The sequence below is a fragment of the Methanomethylovorans sp. genome (assembly GCF_041305605.1).
In the GTDB taxonomy this organism is placed as follows: domain Archaea; phylum Halobacteriota; class Methanosarcinia; order Methanosarcinales; family Methanosarcinaceae; genus Methanomethylovorans.
Genome location: NZ_JBFYLB010000157.1, coordinates 1 through 20,412 on the forward strand (window position 1 = coordinate 1; position 20,412 = coordinate 20,412).

General features: G+C 43.1%; 15 protein-coding genes. 7 read left to right on the forward strand and 8 right to left on the reverse strand.

Annotated elements, in window-relative coordinates; all coding sequences use genetic code 11:
* On the reverse strand, positions 1 to 644 hold a 644-nt coding region (locus ACCM36_RS09750; RefSeq protein WP_370573567.1), incomplete at its 3' end, for a flavodoxin family protein.
* 228 nt (positions 645 to 872) lie between these two features.
* Here ACCM36_RS09750 and ACCM36_RS09755 point away from each other — a divergent pair.
* From ACCM36_RS09755 to ACCM36_RS09765, 3 genes are all read left to right on the forward strand, one after another.
* Positions 873 to 4,004 (forward strand): PGF-pre-PGF domain-containing protein, encoded by a 3,132-nt coding sequence (locus ACCM36_RS09755; RefSeq protein WP_370573568.1) that lies wholly within the window; start codon positions 873 to 875, stop codon positions 4,002 to 4,004.
* A 520-nt stretch (positions 4,005 to 4,524) separates the two neighbouring features.
* Positions 4,525 to 6,786, forward strand: coding sequence for a DNA topoisomerase I (locus ACCM36_RS09760; protein WP_370573569.1), 2,262 nt, complete (start codon positions 4,525 to 4,527; stop codon positions 6,784 to 6,786).
* Positions 6,787 to 6,798: 12 nt separating this feature from the next.
* Positions 6,799 to 8,040, forward strand: a complete 1,242-nt coding sequence (locus ACCM36_RS09765) for an MBL fold metallo-hydrolase (RefSeq protein WP_370573570.1) — start codon at positions 6,799 to 6,801, stop codon at positions 8,038 to 8,040.
* Here the strand turns inward: ACCM36_RS09765 and ACCM36_RS09770 are convergent.
* On the reverse strand, positions 8,037 to 8,648 hold the full coding sequence (locus ACCM36_RS09770; RefSeq protein WP_370573571.1) for a tetratricopeptide repeat protein: 612 nt from the start codon (positions 8,646 to 8,648) through the stop codon (positions 8,037 to 8,039). The genes ACCM36_RS09765 and ACCM36_RS09770 overlap by 4 nt on opposite strands.
* A gap of 253 nt (positions 8,649 to 8,901) precedes the next feature.
* Between ACCM36_RS09770 and ACCM36_RS09775 the strand changes: the two genes are divergently transcribed.
* The gene (locus ACCM36_RS09775) at positions 8,902 to 9,741 is read left to right on the forward strand and encodes a DUF1638 domain-containing protein (protein WP_370573572.1); all 840 of its coding nucleotides are present in this window, start codon (positions 8,902 to 8,904) and stop codon (positions 9,739 to 9,741) included.
* Positions 9,742 to 9,764: 23 nt separating this feature from the next.
* Here the strand turns inward: ACCM36_RS09775 and ACCM36_RS09780 are convergent, their stop codons facing one another.
* Both ACCM36_RS09780 and ACCM36_RS09785 read right to left on the reverse strand, forming a co-directional pair.
* Positions 9,765 to 10,268, reverse strand: coding sequence for a hypothetical protein (locus tag ACCM36_RS09780; RefSeq protein WP_370573573.1), 504 nt, complete (start codon positions 10,266 to 10,268; stop codon positions 9,765 to 9,767).
* Positions 10,269 to 10,272: 4 nt separating this feature from the next.
* Positions 10,273 to 10,896, reverse strand: a complete 624-nt coding sequence (locus ACCM36_RS09785) for a molybdenum cofactor guanylyltransferase (protein WP_370573574.1) — start codon at positions 10,894 to 10,896, stop codon at positions 10,273 to 10,275.
* Between the two features lie 127 nt (positions 10,897 to 11,023).
* Here ACCM36_RS09785 and ACCM36_RS09790 point away from each other — a divergent pair, with 127 nt between their 5' ends.
* Entirely contained in the window at positions 11,024 to 11,575 is a 552-nt protein-coding gene (locus tag ACCM36_RS09790; RefSeq protein WP_370573575.1) for a ferredoxin domain-containing protein, read from the forward strand.
* A gap of 3 nt (positions 11,576 to 11,578) precedes the next feature.
* Here the strand turns inward: ACCM36_RS09790 and ACCM36_RS09795 are convergent, their stop codons facing one another.
* From ACCM36_RS09795 to ACCM36_RS09805, 3 genes are all read right to left on the reverse strand, one after another.
* Positions 11,579 to 13,549: a DUF460 domain-containing protein gene (locus ACCM36_RS09795; protein ID WP_370573576.1), complete on the reverse strand. Its 1,971-nt coding sequence runs from the start codon at positions 13,547 to 13,549 to the stop codon at positions 11,579 to 11,581.
* A gap of 39 nt (positions 13,550 to 13,588) precedes the next feature.
* Positions 13,589 to 14,476 (reverse strand): serine/threonine-protein kinase RIO2, encoded by an 888-nt coding sequence (locus ACCM36_RS09800; RefSeq protein WP_370573577.1) that lies wholly within the window; start codon positions 14,474 to 14,476, stop codon positions 13,589 to 13,591.
* 107 nt (positions 14,477 to 14,583) lie between these two features.
* The gene (locus ACCM36_RS09805) at positions 14,584 to 15,210 is read right to left on the reverse strand and encodes a GyrI-like domain-containing protein (RefSeq protein WP_370573578.1); all 627 of its coding nucleotides are present in this window, start codon (positions 15,208 to 15,210) and stop codon (positions 14,584 to 14,586) included.
* A 323-nt stretch (positions 15,211 to 15,533) separates the two neighbouring features.
* Here ACCM36_RS09805 and ACCM36_RS09810 point away from each other — a divergent pair, with 323 nt between their 5' ends.
* Complete coding sequence (locus ACCM36_RS09810) at positions 15,534 to 17,585, forward strand: methyl-accepting chemotaxis protein (protein ID WP_370573579.1); 2,052 nt, start codon at positions 15,534 to 15,536, stop codon at positions 17,583 to 17,585.
* A gap of 220 nt (positions 17,586 to 17,805) precedes the next feature.
* Here the strand turns inward: ACCM36_RS09810 and ACCM36_RS09815 are convergent, their stop codons facing one another.
* Complete coding sequence (locus tag ACCM36_RS09815) at positions 17,806 to 18,498, reverse strand: 4'-phosphopantetheinyl transferase superfamily protein (RefSeq protein WP_370573580.1); 693 nt, start codon at positions 18,496 to 18,498, stop codon at positions 17,806 to 17,808.
* A gap of 1,123 nt (positions 18,499 to 19,621) precedes the next feature.
* On the opposite strand from ACCM36_RS09815, the gene ACCM36_RS09820 reads away from it, so the two are divergent.
* The coding region (locus ACCM36_RS09820; protein WP_370573581.1) for a cation diffusion facilitator family transporter at positions 19,622 to 20,412 on the forward strand (791 nt) is incomplete at its 3' end.

Sequence of the window (20,412 nt, forward strand, 5' to 3'; positions counted from 1 at the left end):
GCTTCCACGAGGTCCCTGCCCATCTCATACGACTTCCCTATAGCAGCTTCCATTGCCAACGGACCCTGGGCCATTGTGCAGCCCACGCCCCCGGTGACTTTACCTCCGCATATCTTCATGAACCCATTCATGACATCAAGCACAAAATTCACATCACGGCTACCGGCAGTAGTTAAAGAAAAACCATACTTTCCATCAAAGAGCTGCTCATGGGTAACAAGAGGACTTCTGTCAAGCAATGTCTTAAGCTGTGCAGTCACATTCGTCATGTAATTAGGACTGCTCCAGATGATACCATCCGCAGCCAGCAGTTTTTCCAGTATGCCATTGAAGTCATCTTTGATCGGGCATACGCCGGTCTTATGACAGGCGTTGCATGCCGTACAATATTTGATCTTCAACTTCGTAACATCGATGACCTCGGTCTCTGCACCCGCCGCTGCAACTCCGTCCAGAGCCGCATTTAAAAGCTTCAAAGTATTGCTATTCTTGCCCCTTGGGCTTGATTGTATTGCAATTATCTTCATAGTACCCATCCTTAAGTTACAAACCAGCATCTGAAATCTGTACGTACTGCTTGATAAATCCATAGCATAAGATGGCAATGCTGAAAGATCCGGTGATCTCACAACAATCAGGAACATAATGTCTCGTTCATTTTACGTTACCCCCATCTGCACATTATTGATTTGTTGACATCATTAAAAAAATACTCAGTTAAAGTAAAACAACATATTAATCTAATTAAAATTATATAAATACTGTCTTTGACTTATTAAGCAGAGACATATATTATTATAATAGAATATACATAATAAAATAAAAATATGCCTCCTCACAGGTCTCTCGGATTTATGAAACGGGTGATGTAAATGGGAATCAAGTTGAAAGAAGCAATTCACGTGGGTATGATATTGATCATTGCAATGCTCGCAGCCGGAATTTGTCCGGCCCAGGGCGCTAATGTAGAACTGGTCAGCCACCTTGGCGGGGACAATTACGATGTTGTAGTGGCTGGCAATTATACATATCTGGGACAGGGACAGGATCTGGTCGTCCTGAATGTCACTGATGACACAAAACCATTGGAAACAGGGAGAACAGTTACTCCATCAGTAGTATATGGCATTGCTTTATCAGGCAACTATGCCTATGCAGCCAATGGAAACAGTGGTCTTACTATCCTGGATATCACCAATGCCTCTTCACCGAAGATCACCGGGAGCAACGCTACTGGAGGCATTGCATATGGTGTTGAGGTCTCCGAAAACCATGCCTATGTGATCGGCAGTAACGGACTTTCTATTATGGATATAAGTAATTCATCATCTCCTGAACTTGTAGGCAGCTATGGCACTTATGAGATGAGTAGCATTAAAGTATCAGGAGATCACGCATACGCGATCAGCAAAGGTGACCTGGATGGTGAGGATTACTATAGCCTTCTCATCGTGAATGTAACTGATCCAGCAGCACCGACGCTTACAGGCAGTTATGATATAGGAGAGGGCGGAAGTGTTGCCGTAGCAGGGAACTATGCATACGTATCATCTGGTAGCGGCATTTTAATTGTGGACATCACAGATTCTACAGCACCGGTATTTGCAGGCACTTATGATTCAGGAGATCTGATATCTGATATTGCAGTATCAGGAGATCATGCCTACTTAACTGGCTACAGCCTATCGATCCTCGATATCGCCGATCCGGCAGCACCGGCGCTTGTAGGCAGTTATGATATTGGCGATGCGCAGGATGTTGCTGTAGCAGGAGATCATGCCTACGTGATCAATTCCATGGATGGTAGCAGTACGGGTCTTCTCATCGTAGATATCACAGATCCGGCAGCACCCATATCCACCGGCATTTACAGCACCACCCACAATGCATATGATATTGCTGCCTCCGGCAACTATGCCTATGTAGCCGATTATAATAATGGCCTCATCACTGTGAACCTCGCCGATCCTTCCACACCGAGACTTGAAGGAAGCATAGGCACTGAAGGTCATGCATATGATATAGCTATAGCAGGCAATTATGCCTACATTGCTAACAGTGGCCTTACGATCCTGAACATCACAGATCCGGCATTACCAGAGGTAGAGAGCAGTTATTATAATGCTTCCGGCGATGCGGCAGGTGTTGCTGTAGCGGGCAATTATGCCTATGTAGCAAGTGTTTTCGGTGGTCTTTTGATAGTAAATGTCACAGATCCGGCAGCACCAACCTTTGCAGGCAGTTATGTTACCGATGACGCACAGAGTGTTGACATATCAGGTAATTACGCCTATATAGCCAACGGTTTCAGTGGCCTTTTCATCCTTGATATCACTGATCCGGCAGCACCGACGTTTGTAGGTAGTTATGATACCAGCGGATATACAAATGATGTTGCTGTGGCTGGAAATTATGCCTGCATAGCTGATGGCAGCAATGGCCTCGTGATCCTGAATATTACAACACCCACATCACCAAAACTTGCCAGCACTTACGACACTGTTGGCTATGCAAATGATATTACCATATCAGAAGATCGTACATACGTAGCAGCCAGCGATAGCGGACTTGTGATCGCGGACATAAGCGATCCGACAGCACCAACGCTTATAGGTAATTATACCATTGAGAATGCCTTTGGTGTAGCTTTATCAGGTGAAAATGTACTTGTAGCCGATTACAACAATGGCCTTTATGTTCTTCACATGACAGAACCTCAGGACACGACACCCCCGGCATCTGTAACCAAACTCAAAGAAGGCAGTGTTGGCTCAAGCTGGATAAGATGGACATGGACAAATCCCACTGATGCAGACTTCAGTCATGCCATGATATACATTGACGGCACATTTGTCACAAATACATCCAGCAAATCGGTCAGCTTCTACAATGCAACAGGACTTCCCGATGGAGATACTTACACTGTCAGCATACTGACAGTTGACAGTTCCGGGAATATAAATTCTACCTGGGTAAATGACTCAGCAACAACAGTGAAGTTCCCGCAGATCTCCGGCCTCTCTGGAATAAACATTACTACAAGCTCGATCACATTGATATGGCAAGCTTCCAACGATACCACGAACGTGGAAATAAGCCAAAACGACATCATTCTCACTACTGTGAACGGATCAACATCGTACGTGGACAGTGATCTAAGCAATGGTACAACTTATAATTATACCTTGGTCCCGTCCAATAAAGATGGACTGGAAGGAAAAGCGGTAAGTATCAGCCTCAGTACATCATCTCCCAGCAGCAGTGGTGGAGGTGGAGGAAGCAGTACTACACAGAGTAGCACTAGTGGTGGAGGCGGCGGTGCAGGTAGTGTCGAGGACTATGAAAATGTAGCATTGAAAGACGTTGCAAATGCATACCTGATAATGGATGCCAGTGCCACATATGAGTTTACAAGGGAAGGCAATCCTATCGAGTCTATTAGTTTCTATTCACTTAAGAACTCCGGTGAGATAACATCTACTATAGAGGTGCTGAATAATAGATCAAAACTGGTGAACAGCAATCCTGAAGGTTTTGTATATAAATATATCAACATCTGGGTAGGAAAATCCGGCTTTGCCACGGAAGCAAATATCAAAGACCCAAGAATAAAGTTCAAAATAGCTAGTTCCTGGATACAGGATATGGGTGTAAGTCCAGCAGAGATAAGGCTGCAAAGATATAACGGAAATACATGGGATATATTACCGACCACCCTGGTAAGTAGTTCCGCAGATCACATGGTATTTGAATCCCAGACACCTGGCTTTTCACCATTTGCTATTACCGCCGGAGGGATACCTGGACCAATAACTGTTGATGAGGATAGTAAGTTACAGGCAACTAGTTCCAATGAATTTTTGAATGACCCTCTTGAGACAGGGAACGCTGGTCTTGATAAAACAAAACCTGAAAAGATCAGGACTTGGACATTGATATTGGTTTTCCTTGTAGCAGGGATATTTGCAACAGGATACGAATATCTGAAGAAGCAGCGAAATTGATAAGTTTTACCCCCTGTACTGCTGTACAGGGGATTTTCCAGTAAGATCCGTATATTGCCGATCTAATAGAACTTGTTTTGCTTTATTTTGCCCATAAGCATAGAATAACCGTCAAGAACACAATATTTGATATAAAGGTTAAAGATGGTATGAAGCTCCTGGATATCTACAGGAATAAAGAGAATATGTTCAATTCTCCCATTGAAATGGTCTTTGAGAAAATAGATAAAATGATAATACTTGTGTGAAGCCGGAGAATAGAAAAAACCTATTGAAAAGACGACAGCAGGTCCAATTGTTACGAACATTGGGGTTTAGCTTATCCACCTTATATTTTCACTTCAGGAACATAGAAATCGTTGATAGCAAAGAGATAAAACTGATTTTTCTATGCCTGCGATAGATATATTTATAGGGATGCTTTTAAGATAACCTATTATTAGTTTAAACAGAATTATATATAAATAAGTTCCAGATCCGGGTGTGATGGGTGGGACGAAAAATTCACAATGGAGATAGAATGCACCTTATAATAGCAGAAAAGCATATCGCAGCAAAGAGAATAGCAAACATACTTTCTGCAGGGAAGCTCAGCCAGGTGCGTGTGAACGGGGTGGACACATATCAGTTCCAGGCTGAGGACGGACAAAAAGTATTCATAGGCTTAAGCGGACACATCGTAAAACTGGATTTTCCCAGATCCTATAATAACTGGCAGAAGGTCGAATCAAAGGAACTGGTAGATGCTGATATAATTACCGTTTCGACGGAAGCACGGATAGTAGCCGCACTTAAAAAATTAGGTAAAGAAGCAACAAAGGTCACAATTGCAACTGACTACGACCGTGAAGGAGAACTCATTGGCGTGGAAGCCCTGAAGATCATCCGGGAGATCAATCCGGATGTACACTTTGACAGGGTACATTACAGTGCCATTACCCCAAAAGAGATCATAGATGCATTCGAGAATGTAGCTAAGATCGATTTCAATCTTGCAGATGCAGGACATTCCCGACAGGTCATCGATCTTGTATGGGGTGCTTCCCTTACACGTTTCATATCCCTTGCTGCAGGAAGGCTCGGTAAGCTATTCCTCTCAGTGGGAAGGGTCCAATCCCCTACATTAGCGCTTATAGTGGACAAGGAAAGAGAAAGAGAAGCCTTTGAGATCAAGCCATACTGGGAATTGTATGCACAGCTTAAGGACAAAAAGGGCAGCGATTTTACTGTACAGCATGTCAACAGGCGTTTCTGGGAAAAACAAGAAGTTGATGTGTTGGTTTCCAAATTGGGAAAAATCGCCGTCATCACAGAAGTTGTGACATCAACTAAACAGGATAAACCTCCAATTCCATTCAACACCACAGAGTTCATCACCGCAGCAAGCTCCCTGGGATTTACGCCTGCCAGCGCCATGCGTGTTGCAGAGGCCCTGTACATCCAGGGTTTCATTTCATATCCCAGAACTGACAATACCGTGTATCCGGCCACCCTGGATCTTAGGGAAATGATCGAGGTTTTTGCAAAAGGTACATTCAAGGAGTACGCAGACAAACTGCTTGCAAAAGAAACACTTGAACCCACCCGGGGAAAAAAAGAAACAACGGACCATCCTCCTATCTATCCGGCATCCCTTGCCAAGAGATCCGAACTGAACGAACAGGAATGGAAAATATATGAAATGGTGGTAAGACGTTTCTTTGCAACCTTTGCCGAACCTGCCGTATGGGAAACTATCAAAGCTAAGTTTGACATCAGTTCCGAGGAGTTCAGCGCCACAGGAGCCAGGCTTGTAGAAGCCGGCTGGAGATGGTACTATCCATATAATGCACCCGAGGACAGGTTGCTTCCGGCCTTTAAAGAGGGAGAGGAGCTGACTGTAAGGGCAATAGAGGTACAGGATAAGGAAACACAGCCACCGGGAAGGTACGGACAGGGACGGCTTATCCGCACTATGGAGGAGTTGGGCCTGGGTACAAAAGCAACAAGACACGAGATCATTAGCAAATTATATTCCCGGGCATATGTGCATGGTAATCCCTTACAGCCGACAAAAACCGCATACGCAGTAGTGGAAGCCCTTGAGAAGTATGCTCCCACTATATCAAAGCCAGAAATGACCGGAAGGCTTGAAGCGGACATGGACAGGATAGCAGAGGGTCAGATCCATGAAGATGAAGTGCTGCAGGAATCCAGAGAAATGCTGCACTCTGTATTCAATGATCTTGAGAACAATAAAGATAACATAACCGAATCCCTCAGGGCCGGCTTAAGGGAAGACAAGGTGATAGGCACATGTCCGAAATGCGGATCAGTGCTTATGGTCATGAGATCAAAAAGAGGCTCTAGATTCATAGGTTGTCAGGGTTATCCGGATTGTAGTTTCTCCCTGCCTCTGCCAAAGAGCGGACAGGTCCTGGTCACTGATAAGTTATGCGAGGAGCATGGATTGTACCACATCCGCATAATCACTGAAGGAAAAAAACCCTGGAACCTGGGATGCCCTCATTGCAATTTCAATGAATGGCAGCAATCCCAGCAGGCCAAAGGTGAAGAGCCACAAGAACAAAACAACGTGTCTGATGTATCTGCAGAGGACCGGGGGAAAAAAACAAAAAAGATAACTGACATAAAAGGAATAGGTAAAGTCACTGCCGAGAAGCTTGACAGCGTGGGTATTTCCAAAGTAGAGGACCTGGTAAGCAAGAATGCAGAGGAGCTGGCAAAGCTTACTAATATTTCGATCAACAAAATAAGAGAGTGGCAGGAAAATGTTGTTTGAAAGGTGTGCATCATGAAACTAAGGTTTTTGGGAGCTGGCAGGGAAGTAGGGCGGTCAGCCTTGCTTCTGGATGATACTATTATGCTTGATTATGGGATCAAAATGGCTGAACCACCTGAGTATCCCGTCAATGGAGTCAGACCACAGGTCATAATCCTATCTCATTGCCACATTGACCACAGCGGTCTTGTACCCAATCTCATGGACCTTGAGCCCGATGTGTTCATGACTCCGCCTACAGCTGATCTGTCCAATTTGTTGCTTCGGGACAGTCTGAAGATCGCAGAGTCCACAGGTGTGAACGCACCCTACGACTCCAGAGACCTCCACACGTTTATGTACAAAACAAAGACAGTAGATTATCGCATCAAATTCCAGACACATGGTTACGATGTCGAGTTCTACGATGCCGGTCATATCCCGGGAGCAGCGTGCATCCATGTGACCTCAAAGAGCAGGGAAAGCCTGCTATATACAGGTGACATCAACACTTCCGATACCCGTCTTGTATCTGGGGCAGTGGATTTTCCGGATGCTGATTATCTGGCGATAGAAAGTACTTACTTCTCAAAAGAGCATACATCCAGAAAAGAAACAGAGGCAGCTTTTATAAATTCCCTTAAGAACACTCTGGATATCGGGGGCAATGTGATAATCCCTGCTTTTGCCATAGGAAGGACCCAGGAGATCCTTATGTTGCTGGATGCTCATGGCATCAGACCTTACGTTGACGGCATGGGCAAGGAAGCTTATGAGATCATGATGAAGCATCCGTCATATCTGCGCAATCCCACACATCTGAAGAGGGCTTTTGACAACGCGATACCTGTGAAGAGTTCCAGACGGGGAGATGTACCCATGGAATCATCGGTTATAGTGACCACTTCAGGTATGCTCAATGGAGGACCTGCAATGTATTATCTGAACAAGCTGCACGACGATCCCAAGTCCAAGATGATGCTTACAGGCTACCAGGTAGAGGGAACGAACGGTAGAATGGCCCTTGACACTGGTATTATCGAAAATAACGGAGTACTGCAACAGCTAAGGATCAAACTCGAACATTATGATTTCTCAGCCCATGCAGGAGACAAGGAGCTTAAAGAAATTGTGAGAGACTTCTGTGACAGAGGTACCAAAGCTGTGTTCACTATGCACGGTGACAATACAGAAGGCTTTGCAGCCTGGATAGAAGAGGAACTGGGTGTTAAAGCATATGCTCCGGCCGTCGGAGAAGAATTCGACCTTCACTAACCTATTCTTTTTAGTTTTCGTGTGGATCTTTTAAGGCTTTCGATGGCTCCGCCATGTTCCGGATCTATTTCAAGGACGCGTAAAAAGCATTTTGTAGCCTCATCCAGCTGCTCAAGGCTGGCATAGGCCATACCTTTCTTGTACCAGATGACAGCAAATTTGTTGTCAAGTTCCAGTTCTCTATGCAGCTTGCTATAACAATCTATAGCCTCTTTGTGTTTACCAACATGAGCCAAAGATATGCCCTTGTTGAACAAGGCATTCTCATTTGACATGTCTATTTCCAGCACTTTGTCATAGCAGAATACAGCTTCATCATACCTTTCCAGGTTAAAAAGAGCTATGCCTTTATTGCACCATACATCCACATCAAGCTTGTTATGCTGAAGAGCCCTGTCAAAACACTCAAGGGCTTTATCATGCATGCCAAGATAGGAATATGCTATCCCCTTATTACCCCATATGAGGGAGATCAGATCATGATTCCAGAGAGATGGGTCTTCCGAATGTGATTCTAATATCCTGTCATAACAGGCTATCTTTTCTTCAGGGTCTTCGCTGAAGAAACCCTCCTTGAACCAGTAATCATCCAAGCTCTGTTCATCCATTGCCCTATCCTCTGATCATACAATGATCCAACCCAAACATTAATAATATACTATCCTGTCTAACGGAAACGTTAACAGGATGTTAATAATTTTGTGATTTTCGGACACGGATGGCTTCTGCAACCACCCCTTATATGATGAGAATTATTGTATATATACATGCTCATAGAATAACTGGGTGCGATGTTTTAAAACTGATAAGACCATAAAGTTAGATGTTTGAAATATCCAACTTTTTCCCGGGGAACATTATATGCCAGTGATGTCAATAATAGCTTGCAGGATACTCGAAGAAGAACTTTTTCATGTCCTGTCATTGGAAAATGCCTTTGATTACCTGTTCGTCACAGATACAAAGGAATCCCATGGGCTTGTCCGGCGTCTTAAGATAGGCAATACGCCTTATGCGCCTGTGCCTCCTGACAGGATATCGGAAATGCTGGAGCAAACAAGAAGTCTGCACAAATGCGGTATTATTAGACGAATATGTATGAAGCCCTCTGCAAAAGAGGATTTTATAGTGGTGGTGCATATTCTTGAACTTGGATTACACAGAGACCTCACATCGCTACGCCGGGGAGTATACACAGCAGTGGAACAAATGTCTTCTTATTCAGACGGTATTCTATTGTTCTATGGCCTGTGCGGCAATTCCTTACAAAATATAGAAAATGATCTTTCACATATTACATGCCCCATATATTTGCTAAAGGATAGCGAAAGCAACAGAGTGGATGATTGCATAAGCATAGCTTTGGGAGGCAACAGAAAATATGAAGAAGCTTTCAAGGCGTGCAGAGGAAAAGGAACATTGTTCTTTACTCCCATGTGGGCATCGAATTGGAAGGATATGGATGCTTCGGGGAACAAGCAGGAAGACCTGATGACCATTAACTATTCATTAAAAAGGCAGCATATCAGCCGCATAGTGAAAATAGACAAAGGTACAAGATATGATCCGGCTTTTGAGGAAAACGTGAAGAAATTTGCCCAGAGTTTCGGGCTGGAGATCATCTCGATACCCGGAACCGCAAAGATCGTGGAAAAATGCTATTCTGATGCAAAAAGTGCCATAACGAACGGATGCAAATGATATACTGTAAAAACTGTCCTTAATTATGTTCTTGGTATATCGTCAATATGGATCACTTCATTTGCGTCATTGCCTACAAGACACATGCCTTTTTTGTCGATTGCCCATATCCTGTAACCGGGCCGTATGTTCTTTGGAATATCTTCAGAAGGCAAATGATCGATATCAAGACCACATATTTCGATCGGCGGATGATCTTCAGGGTTCAGCTCCATTATACTTACCATTTTCCTGAGCAAGTTCAGCAAATCTTCAATGTTCTGATGGTCCCATGCCTTGATCCGGTTGCAGACGATGGGTAGGACATATTCCTGTACACCTTTATTGGCAAGTATCTTGGAAGCGAGACAGATGGAAGCGTTATCAACCCTCGATTCATCGTCCGGTCCCCTGAAACAGAAACTGCCCTCTTCGACCATCCGGTCAAAATCAAGAGGATATCTGGAGCCTTCAATGGCTTTCTTAACAGTATATGTGGAAAGATCATAATCATTCGCTATCCTTTCAATAGCTTTATCGGTGACCATACATTTATTCATAATCATACGCCCCTTTTTTAATCATTTGTTCCAGATCTGCCGGTGTATTGATGTTGGCAAAGGACACAAGCCCCCTGTCCATAAGCTGAATTCGATCCATGCTTATGAACCTGACATCATGTAATTGTGACACAGCCGCCATCACATGACAATCACCCTTCAGGATAGATGTTTCTATAGCAGGAACAAGTAGCTCCCTATTATAAACTGCATGTAAAGGTTCTTTCCTGCCATCTTTCCACACCGGAACAGCAGCATCATGGCCTGCAGCTTCCTTAAACAAAAGATCGATGACTTGCGGTTGAAGAAAAGGCATATCACAGGCTACTACAAATACATAGTTACCGGAAGCTGACAGCATACCTTCAAGCATCCCGGCAAGAGGACCTTTGCCCTGATATTTGTCGCATAACAACCTTACACCCCGGACATATCCTGAGAAAGCTTCCTGCTGTCTTTGGTCCCTTACTGAAACTATCACCTCATCTACCACCGGACCCAGAATATCGATTGCTTTTTCCAGCAAGGTTCTGCCCTTATGGATCAGCAAGGCTTTTTCTCGTTCTCCAAGCCGTGTTCCCTTTCCACCAGCTAATATCAGTGCCGACCTTTGCATTGAGCCTCGACCATTTAAATAATCGCTTAATGTTATGGTTTATTATTATAATATTGTATAATATTATAGCTTTTCGTCGATTTTAAGCTTCGCAATACTTAAAATAGATTCCTACATACTTAAAGACATGATCGAGAATCCTGAACTACAGTGTATCGATACCCTTGCCAGAGAGATACTTGTGGCTGCACGCACAGCACCAAAAGCTAAAGGTAAGGATGACATTATAACCGGTATCCTTGAGCACGATGAACAGGAAACCCTTGCCAGATTCATGGAAGGTATGGCAGAGGAGAGAGGAGAGTACTTTGCATTCTTCAAAAGGGATGCAAGAAATATAAGAGATGCCGATGCCGTGGTGCTTATTGGTCTTAGAAATGCAGGTGTTGCAGGCCTTAACTGTGGTGCATGTGGCTATAAAAAATGCGACCAGATGCTTGAAGCACAAAAAGTAAAGACAGATTTCAAGGGCCCGCAATGCAGTATCAAATACATGGACCTGGGAATCGCACTGGGATGCGCTGCAGCCAAAGCTAAGGACCTGTGCCTTGACAACAGGATCTTTTACAGCGCTGGTACGGCAGCCATTAGAGCAGAGATGATAAAGGCCGATATCGCCATGGCAATTCCTTTAAGTGTCAAGGGTAAGAATATTTTCTTTGACAGGAAATGGCCTTAGGCCTCAGGCAAGACCACGCCGCCGCTCACTACGGTATTCTTCAAGCAGGGAAGTCAAATGCTGGAGTTCCTGCTCCCGCCTTTTTTTCTTTGCTTCTTCATCCCATGCGGATAATGCTTGTTCCAGGACCCTGGGTTCCACAGTAGCAAAATCATCGAACCTTTGAACTTCTACATCTTTAAGGAGCGGCACATTCCCCTGGAAAAAAGCTTCACTTGCCGCATGTGAAATATCATCTTTTACTATCACAGCCCTTATGCCCGCTTCCACCAGTATGGCTGCTGTACCTGCAGCACCTCCGCTGGAATCTTCAAGCAACAGCACATCTCCTTTTTTGATACCATACATATCCATTGTCTGCTGGATAGCCTCTTTTGTGAATGCTGTCACCACTTTTACAGGCAGGCCCTCACCTTTGATCTCTTTCTTACGGATATGCTTAAGTTTCTTTATGTGCTGACGTGAGTCCTGAAGAGCCTGTTGAGACTTTTTAAGCTCTTTTTTAAGCCTGGAGATCTCCGTATCACGTATATGGATCTCTTTTTGTTTACGCAGCTCCAGAGATTCGGCTTTCTTCAACTTGCTTATACGACCTTCCATCTCTGCTATGCGCCAGTCCTTTCCTGAATTAGATTCTTTCAATTCCTGCACATATTCCTTGAGTTCATGTATCAGGCCATTTTTCTGCCTCACCAGCTCCTGAAGCCTTTTTGTCTGTTCATCTGCATCGATCTTTTCCCCTGGTGCAGATGCAGCTTCATATCTGGTGGGAACTGGTACTGCAGTTACTTTCTCTATGGCCTCCTCTATGGAATCACCATTGATGACGTGATACTTTATCAATTCGAGATCTGCAAAACGCGGAGCCCTTTTCTCTACCCTGCTGAAGATGTTTTTGTAATTACGATAGATATTAATGGCAGCAGCCAGGGAATCCCTTTCGTGGTCATTGGAATAACCGAAAGGTCTCGCCATTGCGATCTTTTCCTCCGCACGCAGTTCCGTACCAGGAGTACCAAGTACTGCCTTGAAGCTACGCCGTATCTTCTCCACTGCCGCAGGAGTGGGATAGACATCAGTTGCAACAATGACAGGTTTTCCATGGTCTGAGATCAGCTTGACCACCTGATCGTGGGACATACCCCTGAAACTATTGGAAAAGAGCAGCTCACCGTCCAGGGATAGAATGGCAATCCCTACCGTCGTGCCGGGATCAATGCCTACGATAGTGTATTTACGCTTGGATGAGACAAGAGGAATATACTTGATCTTATCTCTTTCAACACTGCGGATACTCACCTGCACATCCGCATTAACGGAAGAATGCACAGGTATCTTTTCACGGCTGCTGTTAACTATAAATTCGGTACGCACATAGCCACCGAACCCTTCTATGGACTTAGACGTAAAAGTAACGCCTGTATCTTTAGAGAACTTGCGCAGGATCTGCTCTATCAGGCGGCTTTTCTCCTTGACGGCGCCATGGACTTTACGCCTGTACCTGTTCTGGCTCCACCCGCCTCTTCCAAGAGATCTTGCCCTGCTGACCTTGATCCTTGTGACATCTTCAAATAGAGATACTTCACATCCCACACCCATGGCTGCGAGGCGAGCACATGCTTCAGCTTCATCACCGGGGCTGAACTGGTTCATGGAAATACCATGTTCCTGGGCTAGCCTCAGAAGAGGCTGCTGGTGCAGACCGCCTGTTACCTGAATAAACCTGGTGGGATCTGGCAGCTTATCAAGAAAACGGATGAGTTCATCCTTGTCAGGAGCAAGCTCGAATATATTATCTACTGCGATATAATCTGGCTTGTCCTCCTGCACCATCTTAAGGATACGATTCCTGCTGACCATGCTGTGGCGCTGTACCTGGCCTTCTTTAAGGATGGCCACAGCATACTTGGGTATCGCCTGTGCCCTTGAGGAGCCCTTTGCAATGTCAACCCCATAAATGATGCCGCTATGCATACATTATATAGTTATTCGGTTGCTGGAATATATTTGTGTTCACTGACCCTTTACATACGCCATTGATCTTTCAAGTTCTGTCTCCAGCTCATATTTGCGCCTGAAAAAGGAAAGAATATTAGATATATCCCGTTCCAGCAGTTCATCAGCATGGGGGTGCGAAGGCTCGATATACTGTGGCCAGTCGATCAGCTGTACACCGTCCTCGTGTACAAAAGTGTTGTACTCGCTCATATCGGCATGAATAATACCTTTTGCATAGGCAAGTTTCAGTTGCCTGAGTATCTCATCCAGGAACCATTGCGGCTCCTCTAGCTTTGTTTTATACAGCAAGGAACCTTTTGCAACTTCCATGACAAGTGCATGCCTATTGTAATCTATAAGTTTTGGAACGGAAACCTCCGGATAGAGCTTGCTTATAACATCTGCTTCACGTTTTGCTGCAAGACGAGCTGCGTATATCCACGACATGTGCTCCCGATCACCTATATGACTGCGATTACGTTTTACCTGGGTGAAACTGGTGCGACCTTCTCTGTGGAACTTGATCACCACCCCTTCCGGATCACCAATACCCAGCTCCGGTTCCTTCATAGCTTCCAATACCACCGATTCCTTTCCAACACCTATCTCATTGCCAATGGCAGTGATAGTCTTACGCTGCACGAATGTGTGCAAGGCCAGGGCATCGTACCCTTCAAAATAGATCTGATAGCCTTCGTAGGGAACGGTTGTGAAGGCAAACATTTTTAGTTTGCCAAGCTTTTTGAGCCGAAAAGACAAATGATCGTATGTCATGCGGGTAAATTTCATGACGTTCTCAACAGGCACCCACTCGTAATCTTTCATTCCGATCTCTATGCCAGTGAGGATGCGTATGTCCTTACTATCCAGTTGTTTAAATACTCTGATGACTTCGTCTATCATTCTGTATTTTATATGACAGGATGGTTTAGATGATTTGTGGTTGGCAGGATCCTAGGTGAATAGAATTTGTGTGGGATTTGAAGGTGAACAAAACCATTTGATTTCCTTCACTTCATCGGCTGGCGGATAACCGTCTTCAGTTTATCCGGAGCTGTTTTCCTGGGATCGCTCAGATAGATCTCGTGGTGCTTGCCTCTTAGAGAATATCCATTTTCCTCAATGAACCGATGCAGTTTGAGGATAATAGGAGTTTCAGCACTATAGGGCCCTACATGCATTATTTGGGCTGATAGCCCTTCATCGTACTTTTCAAAACGCATTTTAGAAAGAGCTGAGAGATCTTGCTTTATTTCAACCTGCTCAAGGGCCTGGCTGACCATTGCTTCAGTAACAAATGAAGGCTGCATGATCATAGATGTCCATTTCCACGTATCTTTGTTTTCAAGACAGAATTCTGCCATATTATCCGCCCACCATAAACCTTCAAGGGGCATGACTATGTAATCTGTAGGATCCGCACTTTTTTTTACAAGGAACTTCAGGGCATAGGACATGGCATACAGCGCTTCAATGGATTCCGTATATTCCTTTGAGGTATTGGGGTCACCCATGCCATTGATCATAAGATAAGACATTGGAGGCACTTCCACTACAGATACTTCTTTTGCAGATGGACTGTACAGTTGCTTCAACTCCTTTTTGAGATCGATCGTGGTTATCCTATCACCTGACATGTTTCCATATTTCACCTGGGAATTTAAGAGAGACGTTTTACTTTAGCAACCACTGGCATATAGATGATCGTACTTTACCCTGGGTGAGAGCTTATTCAAGCAGAACTTCAGTTACTCCAGATTAAAAATGGAAATGTATTTTTAAGCTGTGTCACTCATCACCCTCTATACTTCTTAGCCCCTTTACTCTTACATAACAGTCAATGGAAAAGAAAAATGTAAATAAGTAGGTATATATTATATTAATAAATATAACTATACATTTAGATAAAAGTATTCAAATTTGTTTTTACATTTCGACTATTAATAAAAGAGAGAACGATATGGACTTAAAAAGCATACCCATCAGTCGCAAGATCCTTGCATTAGCACTGATCTTGACCATAGTGCCTGCAACTATCATTGGATTCTATGCATATGAGCAGACATCTAAAGCCATCCATGAACAACTGAATGAAAGGCTGGATGAACAGGTCAAAATGGAGAAAGACTACATAGATGCGACTTTCACTGTGGCGGAAAGTAACCTCCATTCAACGATAGCAGTTGCAAGAGATCTCTTTTATGCAAAAGGCAGCGCGAACATTGTAAATGGCAACATGTTTGTCGGCGATCATGTTGTAAATAATGATCAATCAGTAGTTGATTCCATAAAAAGCAAAACCAATGCAGATGCCAGTATCTTCCGTGTAAATGATGGCTCTGCAAATAGAATCTCAACAACCACGCTCAGTGATGACGGAAGCCGTGCTATTGGTACCGCAGTTTCATCTCAGGTCTATGATACAGTTGTAAACATGGGACAAACATATACGGGAAGAGCACAGGTGCTTGGGGAATGGAGTTTAGCCATATATGAACCCATTAAGGATTCCAACGGTAAGATAATAGGCATTCTCGCCATAGCTGTTCCTGAAGAAGCTTACAGATTGCAAATAAAAGAGCAGATGAAAACCATCACTTTCGGTGAGACAGGATATATGTACACAATGGATTCTACAGGCGAACTCATAATCCACCCCGCTAAAGAAGGTGAGAGTCTTTATGCAGAAGATTTTGCAAAGGAAATGATCGCTAATAAAGAAGGCATGATCGTCTATAACTGGCAGGGCAGGGACAAAATGATGAGTTATACCTACTACGAACCTGCTGACTGGATAATCGCATCAGGTACATACATAGATGAATTTGAAGCTCCTGTAGTTGCCATTCGTAATGGTATTATCGGCGTAGTGGCCGTGTTCATTATCCTGGGTTCTGCTTTTGCACTGCTAATTAATAGGTCAATCTCTGGTGGAATTAATAGCATGGTAAAGGATTTCAAGCAGATATCATCTGATGCTCTTGAAGGAAAGATCAATACCAGAGCAAGCACTGAGGTGGGTGTGGATTTTGTCGCCATACCTACCGGATTGAACGAGATCCTGAAATCACTCACAGATGTTATTAGCATGGTCAGTGTCAATGCAAACAATATAGCTGTAACTGCAGAGGCTATGTCTGCTTCTATCGAGGAAACGACCGCTGCATCTGACCAGATCGCTCAAACTGTAAATGAACTGGCAAAGGGTTCACAGAACCAATCTTCGAAAACAGAAGAAGTTGCCCATGCAATGACAGATATGACCAAGACTGTCCAAGATGTAGCTTCTAATTCACAGAGAGCCGCAGAGACTGCATCCCAATCTAATGAGATAATTCAGGCCATGAGCAAATCGGCTGGAGAGCTCATCTCAAAGATGGAAGCCATTCAAAAAGCTGAGGCAGATGCTGGTGGTGTGATCATGGAATTGAACCAGAAGTCCAGCCAGATAAGTGAAATAGTGAGCCTGATCACAAGCATCGCAGACCAAACTAATTTGCTTGCCCTTAATGCCGCTATAGAAGCAGCGCGTGCAGGCGAACATGGGCGTGGCTTTGCAGTAGTTGCCGATGAAGTAAGGAAGCTGGCAGAAGATTCTGGTCATGCTGCCAAACAAATCTCAGGCCTTATCCACGACATTCAGAAAGGTACAAGCAACGCAGTTAGCTCAATACACAAAAGCTCTGAAGAAGTTACCAATGGTTCTACTGCTCTGAATGGAGCTATGAACAATATGAAGAATGTAGTGGAAGCTGGTAACAGTATTGCTCTAATGGTCCAGGAAATTGCAGCAGCTGCAGAAGAGCAATCTGCATCTATAGAAGAAATCACATCTTCAGTTGAGGAGGTAGCAGCTATCTCGCAAGAGGCAGCCGCTGGAACACAAGAAGCTTCAGCCGGGGTGGAACAGCAAAATGCAGCCATGCAAGAACTTTCAAAGAATGCACAAGAACTGGCAGGGATGGCTGCAAATATGCAGGAAATGGTTGCAAAATACATCCAGAACAAATAAGGATGCAAGCAACTTAAGATGCATCCAGGCAATCAGATCAGCTTGGGTGCATATTTTTTTATTCATTTCGACTTATAGTGACCTTTCTTCATTTTTTGCCCTCTATAAAATGTAGGATGAGTATTTGTGCTCGAATTCATTCCATGCCAATATTATGGGAATCTTATGGAAATTACAGCGCGCATGTAACTGTAAGCCATCCTGATAGGGACATATGGCATCAATTCAGTGGTGATTTTTTGTCAAACTCAATTTTTGGAAGACGAACTATGTTAACCTTATATAAGTACGACTTTGTAACAAGTGAAAGCACGTATTTATTGTCTACAACATAACTTGAGTGATAAACATCAGACATATCTAATGTCCTGGCCAAATTGGAGAACATCGTTTCATTTGACAATTTGCAATACGCTTCTTTCAAGGTCCACATAACAAGAAAATCATAGCCATTTACAGATGAACTCCTCTCAGGAGATGTTTTGTTAATTGACTTTGAAATGCTTGTAACTGACCTTGACTTTATAACCTCTATATCGATACCAATATCAATTTTTGAGATTACAAGGGCAACAATATTTTCAGTATAAGAGATGCAGACATGTAAGTCATTATGATCGCATACATGAACCCTTCCATGTTCATCCTTGCACGTAACTATACTGGCCCAAGATCGACCTTTAAGGATGCCGGACAGATATTTTAGTACCATCCTGGATGCAATATATCTTTTTTTGAAATATTCAGTTTGCAGTGTACTTAGATGTGCCTTTTCGACCTTATCCAGATGATCTGCACCTGGTGTAGGATAATCGTTCAAATCGATAATAGAAATAAGAACGTCATTTTCTTTCCATAGATCAGCCACTTGCTCCACCGGAACAATGGAAGGTGTGAAGTGTTCAATGTTCATTAAAAACCCCTGACAAGAAGTATCGTTCAGTATTCTTACACGCTGAGTATCAAACAAGTCTTTTGATCTGAGTTCCCAATAGGTCCGCAACTCTTTTCGATCCCTACTCTTTTTAATGATCTTAATTACAGTACTATTTGGTCCTATGTACGAATTTAGATTCGTTTAGAATATTTGTGTATAACAATACATCGATATCCCTTTGGAATCGCACAGTTACTTTAAATAGCGCTCAAATCACTTGAGTTTTCAGGTGTTCTTTCTATTTACTTTTGGACCTCTTTGGCTACTTCCTGTTCACATGTTCTATTATAATCGCTTTTTTTGACGGACATACCCGATTCAGGCTTCTATTGCAGATAGGACAGATGATGCTCGCCTCAAGCTCCGGGTCATCATTGATGATGTTTGCAAAAGTGACTTAGATCTGTTCTTTACATTTTGAACATGCTGCGAATACAATCTCACCAACATCTATCTTAACGCTAATTTATCCGGAATTACTTTTGCAACCCATCGTTTTTCACCACATTTGCAAATAGACTTAACGGTAGTTTTATCTTCACTTTATATTTTTAATTTATAATCCCTATTGCTAATCATGTCGGCAACGATCATTTAAACTAAGGATGAGCAAACAGATGAAAGCACGTGCATTTTCATGCGGGCTTCAAATCTTAAAAAATGTTTTACTTTTGATTGTGGAAGGCTTTTTTTTAGATTGTTTGGTAGCTGGTTGTTATAAAACCCGACGATCGATCATGTGAATGCCACTTGATCAATTCTATTGGATTCATCAAAATCCCAAGTGCTGAGTGCATACTTCCTTCCTGTGTTTTTGACCGTAATATTTGGAACAATCACTCTTCACATTGTTTTGATAAATAAGAACTAAGAAATGAGTACTTTACTATGAACCTGTTTTATCATTAAGTGAACATTCTACAGAGCTATTCGTTTCAAACCAACATGGTCTCCATAACTATTGAGAAAGTAGCCATATAAAAAAAATATAGCTACAGCATCAATTTATCGGGATAAAAATCATACCATTTTATATAATACCGTATCAAACTCTTAAAAGATACAGATGGATACACGCTACAGAAAAATCAGAAATATAATGATTCTGATTCTGTTTCTCAATCTGGCAGTTTCAGCTGCTAAGATCAGCTATGGTCTACTAACAAATACGCTTAGCATGCAATCCGATGGTTATCATTCTCTGTTTGATGGTATTTCCAATATAGTGGGTCTGGTTGTTATCCAAGCTGCTTCCAAGCCTCCAGATGCAGAACATCCATACGGGCATCGTAAATTCGAGACATTAGCATCAGTTGTTATTGCAGTTCTACTTATATCTGTAGCTTTTAAGATAGTAAGTTCGGCTTTTTCGAGGTTTGGTAGCGGTGATGTGCCTGAAGTGACTTTGATAAGTTTTGCGATAATGATAGGCACAATGATAGTTAATTACTTCATTACGACCTATGAATATCGAAGTGGAACGAAACTACAAAGTGAAGTGCTTGTTGCCGACTCGATGCACACTAAAAGTGATATATATGTTTCTCTCTCTGTTATTATTGGACTCATTGCTATCAAAGCAGGGTTCCCGATACTCGACCCTTTGATTGCCCTTGTAATTGCAGGAGTCATTATACATGTGGGTTATTCAATTATCTTGAAAAGCATTTCTGTTCTATTAGACCATTCACAACTTAATCCAGAGGATGTATGTGAGATAGCATATTCCGTGGAAGGAGTGTTGGAATGTACTATGATACGGACAAGAGGAGTGCCTGGTAATATATTTTTGGATATGAGAATTGGAGTAAATGATGACATATCCATTGTCGAATCACATAAAATTGCCCACCAAGTTGAAGATAAACTCAAACAGCAGTTCGATGGAAT